Source organism: Amycolatopsis sp. M39, from assembly GCF_001651785.1.
Lineage (GTDB): Bacteria > Actinomycetota > Actinomycetes > Mycobacteriales > Pseudonocardiaceae > Amycolatopsis > Amycolatopsis rubida.
In genome coordinates this window covers 442962-456722 of record NZ_LWSF01000001.1, presented here as the reverse complement: position 1 = coordinate 456722, position 13761 = coordinate 442962, and the positions used below count along the sequence as shown (strand labels likewise).

Here is a 13761-nt window from a genome sequence, read left to right as displayed (position 1 = left end):
GTAAGGGTGTGACGCGCCACGGGGGCTGGCGAAAAACCTACGGTCCCGTAGCCTTGGCTCGGTGAGCGTGACGATCGAGCCCCCATCCGTCCCCGAGGACACTCGCCCCCGGCTGCGCGGCCACATCCACTTCTGGTCGTTCTTCGGCGCCGTCGCCGCGGCCACCACGCTGATCATCCTCGCCGCGTCGACAGTCTCCCCAGTAGCCGCGCTGGCAACGTCCGTGTACGGCCTCACCGTGCTGGGCGTCTTCGGCGTGAGCGCGCTGTATCACCGCAGGCTGTGGAGCCCGCGCGCGTACAAGTGGATGAAGCGCGCCGACCATTCGATGATCTTCCTGTTCATCGCCGGCACATACACGCCGTTCACCCTGCTGGCCATGTCGAAGCCGACCGGATACATCGTCCTCGGCATCGTCTGGGGCGGCGCGGTCCTCGGCGTGGCGATGAAGATGCTGTGGCCGCACGCACCACGCTGGCTGGGCGTGCCGATCTACATCGCGCTCGGGTGGGTCGCGGTGTTCGTCCTGCCGGAGTTGCTGAGCCATGCCGGGGTTGCGGCGTTGGTGCTGCTTTGCGTGGGCGGTCTGTTTTATACCGTTGGGGCGATTTTTTACGCGGTGAAGTGGCCTAACCACTGGCCGGAGACGTTCGGATACCACGAGTTCTTCCACGCCTGCACGGTGTTGGCCGCGGTGTCCCATTACATCGCGATCTGGCTGGCCATGTACTCCTGACCGGCCTTTGCCTTTCTCAGGCCGTCTCCAGGCCGTCACGCTGCCTGGAGGCGGCCTGAGTCGTTTCCGAAGAGTCGACCGGGCCCGGACAGAGGCCGTGCCGCTCAGAGCAGATCGAGCGCTGTCGCGATCTCGTGGACCTCGGTGCGGGTGGTGTAGTTGGGGTGCACGTCGATCCACCGGATCGTGCCCTCGGCGTCGACCAGGACGACCGTCGGCATCGGTACGCCGTGGCTGCCGTCGGCGTTCGCCTCGGTGAGGTCCACACCGAGAGCCGCCTGCGCGGCGCGGGCGGCTTCAGCGGGAGCGGTGAGCACGCCGAGAGCGGCGGTGATCTGGTTGCCGGGATCGGACAGCACGGTGAAGGTCAGCTCGTTCTTCTCCGCCATGGACAGCGAGCCGTCCGGCTTCTGCGGACTGATCGCGATCAGTCCGATGCCCCGTTCCGCCAGCACGGGCACAAGCTGCTCCTGGTAGGTGCGCAGCGCCACGTTGCAGTACGGGCACCACGCGCCTCGATAGGTCACGACCACGGCGGGCTTGCCATGCCGGGCGGATTCGAGCGTCGCCGGGTCGCCGTGAACGTCGAGCAGCTCTCCGTCGGGCATCGCCGCGCCCTCGGCGAGCACGCCCTCGGGCGAGCCGGCGGCGTCCAGATCCGCCTGCTCGCCGCCAAAAGCAGCCCAGGCCTCGGCCGGAAGCTGACCTGCGAGGCCCTGACGCAGGGCGGACAAACGCTCGGCAATGGTGCTGTTGATGGTGGTCACGTCAAGCCTTTCGGGCGTGGGAGACACTTCGCGGACACGGGGCCGAGCCCCAAACTGGATTTCTCTATCCAGTAGTACCGCCATAAAACTGGATAGTCAAATCCAGTTTGGCCGAACGTCCGTATCCTGCAGGAGTGAGCGAGACCAGCACGACCAGACGGACGACCCGTGGGCTCGTCACGCGTGAGCGGATCGTCGCCGCCGCCGCGCAGTTGATGTTCGAGCGCGGCGTCGCGGGCACCAGCACTCCCGACGTCCGCGACGCGGCCGGGGTCAGCTCGTCGCAGATCTACCACTACTTCGCGGACAAAAGCGCCCTGACCCGCGCGGTGATCGAGTTCCAGACAGCCCGCATCCTCACCGGACAGCGAGCGCTTCTCTCCCGCTTGGACAGCTTCGAGGCGCTACGGGACTGGCGAGACGCGATCGTGCAGATCGAACACGACCTCGACTGCCGCGGCGGTTGCCCGCTCGGGAGCTTGACCAGCGAACTCGCCGAACACGACCCCGCCGCGCGCACTGCATTGGCGGAGGGCTTCACACTGTGGACCGATGCGATCCGCGACGGTCTGCAAGACATGCTCGACCGGGGTGTGCTGCGCGACGACGCAGACCCGCACCGCCTGTCGTTGGCGACGATGGCCGCACTGCAGGGCGGCCTGATCCTCGCGCAGGCCCAGCGCAGCACCGAGGCGCTGGAAGCCGGGCTGGACGCGATGATCGAACGCATCGCGTTCCACGCTGTCGCTCCCTGACCGGCAGGGTGGCGTTCACCGCTCCCGCTAGCGAACCGCACGCACGTACAGAAACACTGGTGTCGTCCGCAAGATCCTGTCCAGTTCCGGATCCTCCACCCCCGGGGCCGGCTGCGGTTCTTCCACCGCCTCGATCGCGAATCCGGCTTCCAGCAGCGACGTGAAGACCGCCGACACCGGACGGCGGTACATCCGCCCGGTCACCGTCACGCCGTCCCAGTCCCAGTCCTCGCTGATCAGCTCGACGCGGTGGTAGTCCGCACGGTCGGAGCGGAGCCAGCCGGTGATCGGGTGATGGATGGAGAACACCAGCGCACCGCCCGGTTTCAGGCAGCGACGCAGTTCAGCGAGGAGCGGCCCCCAGTCCGCCACGTAGTGCAGGACCAGCGACGCCACCACCAGGTCCGCCGAGGCGCTCGGCACCATGCTCAGCGGTTCGTTCAGGTCCGCGATCTCGAACCTGGCGCGAGCGCCCAGCCGTTTCCTCGCGATCTCGACCAGGCGAGGGTCGTGATCCAGGCCCAAAACCTCGGCACCGGCGGCGGCCAGCTGCTCGGTCAGGCCGCCGCCCGCGGAGCCCAGTTCCAGGACCTGTTTTCCAGCCACCTCGCCCGCAAGACGCAGCGTCGCCGGACGTTCGTAGTGCGCGTTCGGCCCGCTGCTTTCGGCAAAACTCGTGTATCGCTCGGCATGGTCTCCGAAGATTTTCGACACCTCGTCAAGCGTACCGATTTCAGCCGTTCAGCATCGGCGCGTCCAGGAACTGCTCCGGAACCGCGAACCCATCCACCAACGTCCGTGCATGCGGCCGCAGGACCCCGCACAGTGCGTTAACCGCCGCAGTCACCGCCTTGGAGCGGCTTGCTGAGATCCGGCCGTGCTCAAGGAACCACGCGCGGTCCGCTTCAATCGTCGACAGTGCGTACAGGTCGCAGACCCGCTCCAAAAGCGCCTTCGCGGCCGGGTCGCTGCAGGTGTCCAAAGCGCGGGCGAAGGCGTCGAGGACCAACCGGTCCACGTGTACGCGGCCAGCGAGCAGTACATGGTCCTGTACGGAGTTGAAGACACCGAAGGGGTCCGAAGCAGCGCTGCGGAGACGGTTGGCCACACCGCTCAGCACATGCTCTTCACGATCCTCGAAGAGACGCTGTTGCCACTCACGGTCGAAGAGCACCGAAGCGTCGTCAGACTCGGTCAGGCGCTCCAAGACCTTCCACGCGGCCGAGCGTTCCTTGACGGTGTCCACGAGCTGTTCGGCGACGAATCGCGCAGTCGCCAGGGGGCTGAGATCCTCGAAGTGTTCCTTGTACTGCGTCAGCAAGCCCTTCGCGACCAACTGCAGCAGCACGGTGTTGTCGCCCTCGAAGGTGGTGAAGACGTCGGTGTCGGCCTTCAAACCAGCCAGCAGGTTCTCCGCGAGGTATCCGCTGCCGCCGCAGGCTTCGCGGGCTGTTTGGATGGTCGCGGTCGCGTGCCAGGTGTTCGCGGCTTTCAGGCCCGCGGCGCGGGATTCCAGTTCGCGCTGTTCTTCTTCCGGTGCGTCGGAGGCGATGTCGTGCAGGGCGGCGACCAGCTCCTCCTGCGCGAAATGCAGGGCGTAAGTCTTCGCCAGTGCTGGCAGCAGTTTCCGTTGATGTCCCAGGTAATCGAGGATGACCACCTCGTCACCCTCCGGGCGCTGGAACTGCCGCCGCTGGTCGCCATAGCGAACTGCCAGCGCCAGGGCTCGCTGGGTGGCGCAGCCAGCACTGCCGCCGACGCTCACGCGGCCGCGGATGAGCGTGCCCAGCATCGTGAAGAACCGGCGGCCGTCGCTCTCGATCGGGCTCGTGTAGGTGCCGTCCTCGGCTACGTCGCCGAAGCGGTTCAGCAGCGCTTCCCTTGGCACGCGGACCTGATCGAAGGTCAACCGTCCGTTATCGACGCCGTTCAGACCGGCCTTCACCCCGCAGTCCGCGATAGTGACGCCGGGTGCCGGAGCGCCCGATTCCTCGCGGATGGGCACCAGAAAAGCATGCACGCCACGGGATTCGCCGCCGGTGATCAGCTGTGCGAAGACCACCGCGAGTTGTCCGTCGCGGGCGGCGTTGCCGATGTATTCCTTGGTAGCACCAGGATCCGGGCTGTGCACGACGAATTCGCGCGCGGCCGGGTCGTAGGTGGCGGTGGTATGCAGGTGCTGAACATCGGAACCGTGGCCGTGCTCGGTCATCGCGAAGCAGCCGAGCAGGTCCAAATCCATGATGCGCCGCAAGTACTTCTCGTGGTGCGCCGCGGTGCCGAGCAGCTGCACCGCACCGCCGAACAGGCCCCATTGGACCCCGGCCTTGACCATCAACGACAGATCGCCGTAGCCGAGCATTTCGAACGACAGCACCGACCCGCCGACGTCGCTCAGTCCGCCGTACGCGGCGTCGAAGCCGAGCGCGGGACGGTCTGTCTCGGCGAGTTTCCGCAACTGCTCCAGCACCTGGACGCGGTGCGCCTCGACGTCGAGACCGATCGTGTCCCGGAACTTCTCCGTGCTCATCTGCGCGCGCACGTCGCGCTTCAATCCGGCCCAGCGTCCATCGAGGACTGCGCTCAACGCGTCCGGGTCCACTTTCTCGGGCACAGCAGGGACGTCCACGGTTCCTCCGATACAGCAGGTTGCCACCAGCCTGCCGCAGCGGAGGAAGTCCCGCAGCTCAGCCCAGGTCGGGTCCCTTCGACCGCAGGTCGTCGACCTTGGTCATCGCCTCGCGCAGTTCGGTCAGCCAGGTGTCCGCGTGCTCGCCGACCAGCCGCACCGCCCACGCCAGCGCCTCGGACCGCGACCGCGCGACACCCGCGTCCACGAGCGTGTCGAGGACCAGCCGTTCGGGCTGCCGCAGCCGGGTCATCACCGGCACCGACAGCGTCGTGAAGTGCGCCGTCGTACTGCCCAGCTTCGCGCCCCAGGCCACCTTGCGCTGGTAGCGGTGCTCAGCCTGTCGCGCGATCTCGATCCGCTCGTCGCGGGTTTCCTCGCGGAACCTGCTGATCCGCCCGTCCGCCGCGGCCGCGCGGGCCGCGTCGTCGGCGTATTCGCCGGTCAGCGCGGGCAGCTCGCCGACGATCAGGATCTCTTCGCGGTCCACGGTGAGTTCCGGATCGCCGGTGAACCAGCCGTCCGGGAGCCGTCCGCCGAACCACGCCGCCGCGTCGTCCGCCGACGGTGCCTCGGCCTGCTGCCAGCCCCGGCCTTTCCACCCTCGCCCCATGACGACCACCATCCTTGATTACATGATTACGTCACTACTGACGCTACGCTGATTCCGGCGGGATCGGGGGCGCGTTCACCAGGGGCGGAATTCGTCAGAGCTGAGCGATGAGCTGGTCCGCCGCGGTCACCGGGCGTGCACAGACGTAGCCGCGGCAGACGTACGCCGCCGCCTCGCCGCCGACCAGCGGCCGATCGGCCAGCAGCGGGACGCCGGACGCGTCCGGCTCGCCGCCGAGCACGATGCCGCCGCCGTGGATGTGCTGCGCAGCGGCGGTCACCAGCTCCGCCCGGTCCGCGCCGACGACCGCGACCTGCACCGGCCCGGACTGCGCCGCCTCCGCCACGGACAGCCAGTGTCCAGCGAACCGCGGCACGCGCGCGGCGAGCAGACCGACGCGACGCAGCGCGAGTTCAGCAGCGTCGCGGTAGCGCGCCGCCTGGTCAGACCCGGCCAGCGCGGACGCGGTGAGCAGTGCGCCAGCCAGTGCCGAAGCACCGGACGGGCTCGCGTTGTCCGTCGGATCGGACGGACGCTGCACCAGGATCTCGGCGTCGTCGGCGGTGTCGTGATACGCGCCGGGCGCGGAGTCGGACGCGAAATGCGCCAGGGCGACGTCCAGAAGGCGGGTCGCTTCGGTGAGCCAGCGCGGTTCGCCAGTGGCTTGATGAAGGGCGAGAAGACCGTCGGCGAAGCAGGCGTAGTCCTCCAGCACGCCGACCGGCGCCCCGACCGCGCCGTCCCGCGAGCTGCGGCGGAGTCGTCCGTCCACGACGTGCAGGTCCAGCAGCAGAGACGCCGCGCCGCGAGCGAGTTCGATCCACTGTGGACGTTCCAATGCGACGCCCGCTTCGGCCAGCGCGGAAATCGCGAGACCGTTCCAGGCCGCGACTACCTTGTCGTCCCGTCCTGGTTGCGGACGCTCCGCCCGCGCTTCGAGCAATGCCTGCCGGACGCGCTCGAAGCGGTCGAAATCATCCGGATCTGTCCGCAGCTGGAGGGTCGATGCGCCTTCTTCGAAAGTGCCCTCTTCGGTGACCTCGAACAGCTCAGCCGCCCACGGGCCGTCCTCGCCGAGCACGTCGTTGAGCTGCGCGGGAGTCCATACGTACGTCAGCCCCTCGACGCCTTCGGTGTCCGCATCGAGCGATGCCGCGAAACCTCCTTGCGGCGTAAGAAGATCGCGCGCGAGAAACCGGACGATCCCTTCCGCCACCCGCCGCGCCGACGCCGACCCGCGACGCGCGAGATGCGCGTACACTCGAAGCAGCAACGCGTTGTCATACAACATTTTCTCGAAGTGGGGAACGATCCACTCCGCGTCCACGGAGTAGCGCGCGAACCCGCCGCCCAGCTGGTCGTAGATACCGCCGCGAGCCATCGCGTCCGCCGCGGACTCGGCGAGCGTGTGCGCCTGCGCCGAACCCGTGCGCTCGTGGTGGCGCACCAGGAACTCCAGCACCATGGACGGCGGAAACTTCGGCGCACCACCGAAACCGCCGTGCACCGGGTCTGCCTCCTGCGCAAGTTTCGTCACCGCTTCCGCCAAAGCGCCGGCGTCGACGGCGGCTTCCTTCAGCGGACCGCTCTGCTCGGCAAGGTGCCCGACGATCTGTTTCGCCCCCTCGCGCAGGTCGTCCGGCCGCTCCTCCCACGCCTCCGCGACCGCCACCAGCAACTGCGTGAACGAGGGAGTCCCCGGACGGGGCGCGGGCGGATAGTAAGTGCCGCAATGGAATGGCTCGCCCTCGGGCGTGAGGAAGCAGGTCATCGGCCAGCCGCCCTGGCCGGTCATGGCCTGTGTGGCGGCCATGTAGACGGCGTCGATGTCCGGCCGCTCCTCGCGGTCGACCTTGATGTTGACGAAGTGCGCGTTCATCAGGGTCGCGGTGCCTTCGTGCGCGAAGGATTCGTGCGCCATGACATGGCACCAATGGCAGGCGGCGTACCCGACAGACAGCAGAATCGGCACTCCGCGACGCCGCGCCTCAGCCAGCGCTTCCGGACCCCATTCCCACCAATCGACCGGATTGCCCGCGTGCTGCAGGAGGTACGGAGAAGTCGCTTCGGCGAGGCGGTTCGACATGGTGCCGAGTGTGCCTCATCCCGGTCGGGAACACTCGCGGCGGGCAGCCCTGAACCGAGTGGGAGAACGGCCGCCGCGGCACCTAAGACCTGGTCTCAAAACTCGGCGTGTCGCTAGGTGAACCAACGGCCCGCCCCTGGCTCCGCACCGCCCGCCTGTGGGCCCGGCCCGACGGACCGGAGGTCTGTCAGAGAGACTGGGGGCCAGTGCCCGCCCTCTCGACCTGGAGACTTTGATGCCGCAAGGGACCGTCCGCTGGTTCGACGCCGAACGGGGTTTCGGCTTCCTCACGCCCGAGGACGGCTCGCCGGACGTGTTCGTGCACGCCTCCGAGATCGTCGGGGACGGCAGCGCGAAAGTGCTCCGCGAGGGTCAGGCCGTCGTGTTCGAGGTCGGCGAGAACGACCGCGGGCCCCAGGCGCTGCGCGTTCGCGTCACCGCCGATGCGGCCACCGGCAGCGCCGTGGGCCTGCTCGGCACCGTCAACTGGTACGAGCCGGGCAAGGGGTACGGCTTCGCGTCGCCGGACGGCGGCGGCGCCGACATTTTCGTGCACAGCTCCGCCATCGTGACCGGCGGCGTGGTCACCGAGGGGCAACGGGTGGCCTTCCTGATCGTCGAAGGCGAGCGCGGCCCGCAGGCCGGGCACGTGATCCCGCTGGGAGCAGGGGCCGGCTCACCCGCTGCGGCTGGTATCGCGGACGGTGCCGACGGCACGGTGGCCTGGTACGACGAGGACAAGGGCTTCGGCTTCATCAACCCCGACTCCGGCGCCGGGGACGTCTTCGTTCACGCCCGGGCCCTGGCCGAGGGGCTGACGTGGCTCGCGGAGGGCGACCGCGTCGCCTACGAGGTGGCTAGCGGAGACAAGGGCCCGCAGGCCCGCGACGTGCAGCTGGTCCGGGGTGCTGAGCCCCAGACGGCGCCGCAGCGGTCGGCACCTGCCGCGGCCGCAGGGCCGGCGGCGCGGGACGCGCCCGTACGAGGCGGCGAGGGCGTCGTCGCGCGCTACGACGACGACCGCGGCTTCGGCTTCATCACCCCGGACGCAGGCGGCGACGATCTCTTCGCCCACGCGTCCGTGATCATGGGGTCGGAGCCGCTGCAGAAGGGCGACCGGGTCCGGTACGCGGTGCGTCAGAGCGACCGGGGCCCGCAGGCCGACCGCATCGAACGCCTCTGAAGAGGCGGCCCCACCGATGGCTGACCACTTCCCGACAAGAGTGCTCGTTCATCCCCGTCGATGATGCCGTCAGCAACGCGGCTGCAGCCTCCTCCAGGAGATCGATCTCCCTCGTGGTGACGGGGGCCCCGTGCCGACCCGAGGACCTGCTCCGCGCTCAGAAACTCACCAGTCACCCCACCCAACGACACAGAGCTACCGATGTATCCCAAACGAGTGAATGGATGCGTTAGACCTGGTCGCAGAGCTCGATCTTTATGAGCCAGCGGACATTGATCACGGTGCAGGCCAGCGTGAGTAGCGCCAGCGTGGTGCATTCGGTCCGGCCGTAGCGCAGCCCGAGGCGCTTGAACCGCAGCAGCCAGGAGATGGTGCGTTCGACAACCCAGCGAACCCGGCCGAGGCGGGACTTGCCCTCAATCCCGCGCCGGGCGAAACGGACCTTGATACCGCTGCGGGTCAGGTAGCGGCGGCAGCGGCGGTAGTCGTAGCCCTTGTCGGCGTGCAGCTTGTCCGGTCGGCATCGTGGCCGGCCCGCCCGGCCGTGGTGGCCGCGCACGGTCGGGTTCGTGTCCAGCAGCGGCTCGAACAGCATGCTGTCGTGGGTGTTTGCCGCCGACAACATGATGTGCAGCGGTAGCCCGTTCGCGTCGCACAGAACGTGGTACTTGGAGCCAGCTTTACCCCGGTCAGTGGGGCTGCGGCCGGTCAGCTCGCCCCCCTTTTCGACCGCACCGACACCGCGTCGATGCAGCCTCTGGTCCAGTCGAGCTCGTCGATGTTGGACAGCTCGTCGAGCACGAGCTGGTGCAGCCGGTCCCACACGCCGCCGTCCTGCCACTCACGTAACCGCCGCCACGCGGTGTGCCTGGAACCGCATCCGAGCTGCTCGGGTAGGTCTCGCCAGCGGCAGCCGGTGTCGAGCACGAACAAGATCCCCTCTAGCGCGGCACGGTCACCGATCCGGGGCCGCCCACCCGGACCGCGCGCCGCTGGTCGGGACGGGATCAGGGGGTTCGATCAGCTCCCAGAGCCGGTCTTCGACCCGCCGCTGCTGCGTCGTCTTCGCCACGACTGCCCACGATCGACGACCAGGACCGGCAGGTTACGCAGTGACACACCCTTAAGTTTTGAGACCAGGTCTAAGTTGATCTTCATGCCGACGGCGGACACGACTACGATCAGGCAGGCCATGAAGAGGAAGCACCCGAAGAGCCACGTCAGGTGGGTTCGCTTCCTCGACAAGGGCTACACGAGCAAGCAGTGCGCGACCGAAACCGAAGACGGCTCGCTGCTGGCGAAGGTGCCGCAACGCGATCGCGATTCCGCGCAGCTGCGGCGACTGGTCGCCAGCGCGCGGAAAGCGGCCGAGTGCGGGATTCCTGTGGCGCGCTACCGGAATCTGGTGCCGCACGAGCCCGCGCTGGGTGGCTAAACGCGAGCGCCGGACCGCATTTCGCGCCGTGCTGGGCGGAAACCAGGCGGCGGTGCCGCGAGAATCGGTCGGCCGAGGTCGAAGCGCTGCTTCCCGGGGAGGCGGCCGAGCAGACCGGTCCAGGCGACATCCTCCGGTCCGCGTTCCCGACTCCGTGGCGCAGCTCGACGAGTCCGCGAGCATCCCCGCGCTCACGCACGACGACCTCTGGCTCCCGAACATCTTGGTGCGCGAGGGGCGGATCACCTGCGTCCTCGAACACGCTGCGTACGCGGACCGGTTCCGCGTCTTCGGCAAGCTGGACGAGCACATCTTCGCTGGGTCCTGGAAGACTGAGCCGTCTTCCTTCAGTCCTACGCCGCCGCGTTCCCGCTGCCGGACGACTGGAGCTCGCGCACGCACTGAACATGCAAGTCCACTTCCGGCACCGGACCCCGCAGTTCGCGCCGGAATACGCGCAGCAGCCAGCCGGTGCCCGCGGACGCCGACTACACAATCAGCGGCCAGGAGACCCCGGTTCGGCAATGCGTTGTCACCGGCAGCAATGTGCACGCTTGGGCCACGCAGGCCAGGGTGCCCGGTCCTCACGTGGCCAGCCGCTGCACCGCGACCAACACCGGCTCCCGGATTCTCGACGCCGGACCGCACCAGCGCTGGCCAGCGGGACGCTAGCCCGCTGTCAGGCATCTCCAGCTGTCCGACGGGCAGTGGATGGGCAGCTCGTACCTCATGGAGAATCCTCCTACCGCGCACAACTGGGTGCTGAGTTGCGCTGAAACGCAGGGCAAGCCGCCGTCGGGCATCGGACCGGCGACATCGGGGTCGCCGGGCAATCGTCTGATGCCGGAGAGTCTTTACGACGGGCAACTGGCCGAACGGCGCTAATCCGGCCCCCTGGCCGTCTGCGGCCTAGGACATTCGGGTGATGCTTGTTGTTGACCGCAAGACAGCCGCCCAGCTCACGTACATAAAACTCGAACTCCGCTGCGAGTTGCAGTTCGCAAATGCAGACAGGCTCAATCGCGGCGACTAAAGTAACCATCCGGTGCCAGAGGGTGACCAAGAGTCTGGGCCCAGCGGACCCGGGACGATCTACGCAAGGGGAGGCGTACATCGTGACCGACAATCAGCAGCCCCACCTGCCTCCAGCCCGGAGGCAGGGCGAGACCTCGTTCGAGACGCCGTCGCCGGGCGACGGCTACTCATACGACAAAGGGGCACTCCAGGAACTCGCCACGTGGTACGAGGGTCTCGGCAAGAAATACCGCATCGATCAGCAGCACGCACTCATCATCACGCGAACACCGCAATTCGCCAGCGATTTTTCCAGCGCCGGCAACGCGACCGCGTTCCAACGTTCCGGGGAATCCCTCCAGGGATCTCTGCGGCAGTGCGAGCAGTACTGCCGGGAACAGGCCGCCAAATACCGTGCCGCGCTCGAAAAATACGCGGCCGCTGAAGACGCGCACTCGGCCGATATCGACAAAGCCGGGAGAAGCCTGTGAGACCCGCCCTCGCGCTCATCGCGTGCGTCCTGTGCACCCTGGCCGGCTGTTCGAGCACTACCACTGGCCAAGCCTCTCCGGCCGGGCGCACCAGCCAGCCGGTGCCGGACGATACCCCGGCCGATCAGGTTCCCGGCCCTGGCGTGCCGAAGGTGGCAAACCCCCTCGACGTCTCCCNGACCGAACCACGAAAAGGCGACCCCGATGCACCTGCCCCCGCCCGGCACCGAGCGCGCTGCGGCCGCATCCCGCTTCCCCTCGACGGCCGCCGTCCTCGTGCTCGCCTGCGTCGTCGTCGCCGGCTGCTCCGGCGCCGACCAGGCCGCGTCCCGGCCGGACCACGCGGCGCGCAGCACACCGGCCGAGGACGTCCCCGGCCCTGGCGTGCCGAAGGTGGCAAACCCCCTCGACGTCTCCCGGTTCAGGCAGAATCCGTGCGACGCCTTGGCTTCAGGGCAGGTATCCGACCTCCTCGGCGGCAATGTCCGGGCCGAGCCGGACCCGCACGGCCCTGGCGGGCCGGCTTGCGGATGGTTCTCCCAGGCACAGGTCGTGATCGTATTCCCTACCGTGGACAAGCTGGGCCTCACGTCGATCTACCGCGCCAAGGGCGGCGTCTACCCTTTCTTCCTGCCCCTCGACCCGGTCGCCGGATACCCCGTCGTCGCCTACGGCACGGACGATCCCCGGGCACGTTTCGGCGAATGCACTGTCGCGCTGGGAACCAGCGACCGGGAAACCGTTGACGTCTCGATCACTCAATCACCAGCGCACAAGGGAGAGAGGGATCCGTGCGAAGCGGCACGGAGCGTGGCGGAGACAGTACTCGGGAACCTGCGGGGAGGGCGATGATGACCGGTGAGTCATTGAGTGCCGCGGAGATCTACCACGAGTTCTCTGGCGGACAGGGACTCGAATCACTGGGCAAAACCCACCAAGCCGCGGCGGAACTCACTCAGCGGCTGCTGGATCGCACCAACGAAGTCGCCAGCCTCGCGGAGAGAGTGCGGGCCTGTTGGCAAGGCGTTTCCGCCGAGGCAGCCGCGAGTTCGGCGAGTAGACTGTTGGCCGTCTCCGCTGAAATCAGCACGAATCTGGCATTCACCCAAAGCGCCGCGGAAAGTCAGATAGCGGCCTTGCAGACCATCAAGAACGCGGTGAAGCCGGTCGGCAACCGACCGGAAATCACCGCACAGGACGTTTACGACGCACTCAGCGGGAAACCAGGGTACTTCGGCAAACTCGACCAATGGCAGGCCGATGTCCAGCACAACGTGGACGCCTACACCAGCTATCAGTCGGCCACGAGCATGAACACCGATCGGATTCCGGCGCGCTACACCGAGCAGAGCTACCTCGGCGCGTCTGTCCGCCTCGCCGGCGGACCGCGACCGCACCCGGCCACGAATACCAGGGAGCCGGGCGGCAAAGCGGCCGCCAGCCACGGCCCGGGCGTACGCGAGCCGAGGCCCGGCACAGAAAGCTCCGTCCCGGCACCGAGCGTCCCGGTGCCGGGACCGCGTGAGCCGATCAGCTACGAACCAGCCCCGCGGACTCAAGGCCGCGAACACAGCGCGACTGGCGGTGGTTCTTCATCCACGCCTCCCGACGCAACCGCGCCGCAACCGGATTCGACTCGGGCCAGTTCATCCGAATCCGGCTTGCCGCCCGGTTATCAATTCGGGCCGTCGGGCCAGCCGATCAATCCCACCGGTTCCCCTGGTTCCAGCGATCCCAGAACAGGCATCGATTACCACGGCACCGGATTCCCCGGCAAGGTCGGCAGCGAGCCAGGCGCACGCGGCAATATCGGCGCGGGAAACCGGGGCGGCGCCGTCCTCCCCGGCGAACCGCTGCCCGCTCGCGGGACCCCAGGCACCACAGGGAAACCCGGCGGCATGCTCGGCAGCGGAACGCCTGGCAAAAGCAAGGAAAAGGACAAGGAGAAAACCGCCCCGCCCTATCTCCGGGAGACCGATCCGGAAGTGTTCGGCGGGAGCGACGGCGAACCGACGCCGCCAGTGATCGGGGACCGGCCGGCCCGCTAGGCCG

The 13761-nt window shown here is 68.0% G+C and carries 12 protein-coding genes and 1 pseudogene; 7 read left to right on the top strand and 6 right to left on the bottom strand.

The genetic code is table 11. The features are described from left to right. Positions 1-61 precede the first annotated feature (61 nt). A complete protein-coding gene (locus A4R44_RS02230) occupies positions 62-736 on the top strand; it encodes a hemolysin III family protein (RefSeq protein ID WP_198545137.1) in 675 nt (224 codons plus the stop codon). 104 nt (positions 737-840) lie between these two features. On the opposite strand, the gene A4R44_RS02225 is transcribed toward A4R44_RS02230, so the two are convergent. Next, positions 841-1503, bottom strand: coding sequence for a peroxiredoxin-like family protein (locus A4R44_RS02225; RefSeq protein ID WP_067575887.1), 663 nt, complete (start codon positions 1501-1503; stop codon positions 841-843). 134 nt (positions 1504-1637) lie between these two features. On the opposite strand from A4R44_RS02225, the gene A4R44_RS02220 reads away from it, so the two are divergent. After that, positions 1638-2258 (top strand): TetR/AcrR family transcriptional regulator, encoded by a 621-nt coding sequence (locus A4R44_RS02220; protein WP_067575885.1) that lies wholly within the window; start codon positions 1638-1640, stop codon positions 2256-2258. A gap of 27 nt (positions 2259-2285) precedes the next feature. On the opposite strand, the gene A4R44_RS02215 is transcribed toward A4R44_RS02220, so the two are convergent. From A4R44_RS02215 to A4R44_RS02200, 4 genes are all read right to left on the bottom strand, one after another. Further along, on the bottom strand, positions 2286-2972 hold the full coding sequence (locus A4R44_RS02215; protein WP_232791465.1) for a class I SAM-dependent methyltransferase: 687 nt from the start codon (positions 2970-2972) through the stop codon (positions 2286-2288). 19 nt (positions 2973-2991) lie between these two features. After that, the gene (locus A4R44_RS02210; protein ID WP_067575883.1) at positions 2992-4887 is read right to left on the bottom strand and encodes an acyl-CoA dehydrogenase; all 1896 of its coding nucleotides are present in this window, start codon (positions 4885-4887) and stop codon (positions 2992-2994) included. 58 nt (positions 4888-4945) lie between these two features. Next, the gene (locus tag A4R44_RS02205; protein WP_067575881.1) at positions 4946-5500 is read right to left on the bottom strand and encodes a hypothetical protein; all 555 of its coding nucleotides are present in this window, start codon (positions 5498-5500) and stop codon (positions 4946-4948) included. Between the two features lie 94 nt (positions 5501-5594). After that, a complete protein-coding gene (locus A4R44_RS02200; protein WP_067575879.1) occupies positions 5595-7586 on the bottom strand; it encodes a thioredoxin domain-containing protein in 1992 nt (663 codons plus the stop codon). Between the two features lie 235 nt (positions 7587-7821). On the opposite strand from A4R44_RS02200, the gene A4R44_RS52145 reads away from it, so the two are divergent. Continuing rightward, a complete protein-coding gene (locus A4R44_RS52145; protein WP_067575877.1) occupies positions 7822-8769 on the top strand; it encodes a cold-shock protein in 948 nt (315 codons plus the stop codon). Between the two features lie 229 nt (positions 8770-8998). Here A4R44_RS52145 and A4R44_RS45205 read toward each other — a convergent pair. After that, positions 8999-9841: pseudogene (locus A4R44_RS45205) on the bottom strand (IS5 family transposase); the annotation flags it as partial. Between the two features lie 120 nt (positions 9842-9961). Between A4R44_RS45205 and A4R44_RS02180 the strand changes: the two are divergent. The 4 genes from A4R44_RS02180 (at position 9962) to A4R44_RS02165 (ending at position 13757) form a co-directional block, all read left to right on the top strand. Continuing rightward, positions 9962-10204 (top strand): hypothetical protein, encoded by a 243-nt coding sequence (locus A4R44_RS02180; RefSeq protein WP_067575873.1) that lies wholly within the window; start codon positions 9962-9964, stop codon positions 10202-10204. A gap of 1115 nt (positions 10205-11319) precedes the next feature. Then, on the top strand, positions 11320-11709 hold the full coding sequence (locus tag A4R44_RS02175) for a PE domain-containing protein (protein WP_067575871.1): 390 nt from the start codon (positions 11320-11322) through the stop codon (positions 11707-11709). 204 nt (positions 11710-11913) lie between these two features. After that, positions 11914-12561 carry a DUF3558 domain-containing protein gene (locus A4R44_RS02170; protein ID WP_095213153.1) on the top strand — a complete coding sequence of 216 codons (648 nt, stop codon included), beginning with the start codon at positions 11914-11916 and terminating at the stop codon, positions 12559-12561. Beyond that, on the top strand, positions 12561-13757 hold the full coding sequence (locus A4R44_RS02165) for a hypothetical protein (RefSeq protein ID WP_067575869.1): 1197 nt from the start codon (positions 12561-12563) through the stop codon (positions 13755-13757). The genes A4R44_RS02170 and A4R44_RS02165 overlap by 1 nt, the downstream gene beginning before the upstream one ends. Positions 13758-13761 lie beyond the last annotated feature (4 nt).

Coding starts and splice junctions, on each gene's coding strand:
- A4R44_RS02170 (WP_095213153.1), top strand. CDS start 11,914: ATGCACCTGCCCCCGCCCGGCACCGAGCGCGCTGCGGCCGCATCCCGC.
- A4R44_RS02180 (WP_067575873.1), top strand. CDS start 9,962: ATGAAGAGGAAGCACCCGAAGAGCCACGTCAGGTGGGTTCGCTTCCTC.
- A4R44_RS52145 (WP_067575877.1), top strand. CDS start 7,822: ATGCCGCAAGGGACCGTCCGCTGGTTCGACGCCGAACGGGGTTTCGGC.
- A4R44_RS02200 (WP_067575879.1), bottom strand. CDS start 7,586: ATGTCGAACCGCCTCGCCGAAGCGACTTCTCCGTACCTCCTGCAGCAC.
- A4R44_RS02205 (WP_067575881.1), bottom strand. CDS start 5,500: ATGGGGCGAGGGTGGAAAGGCCGGGGCTGGCAGCAGGCCGAGGCACCG.
- A4R44_RS02165 (WP_067575869.1), top strand. CDS start 12,561: ATGACCGGTGAGTCATTGAGTGCCGCGGAGATCTACCACGAGTTCTCT.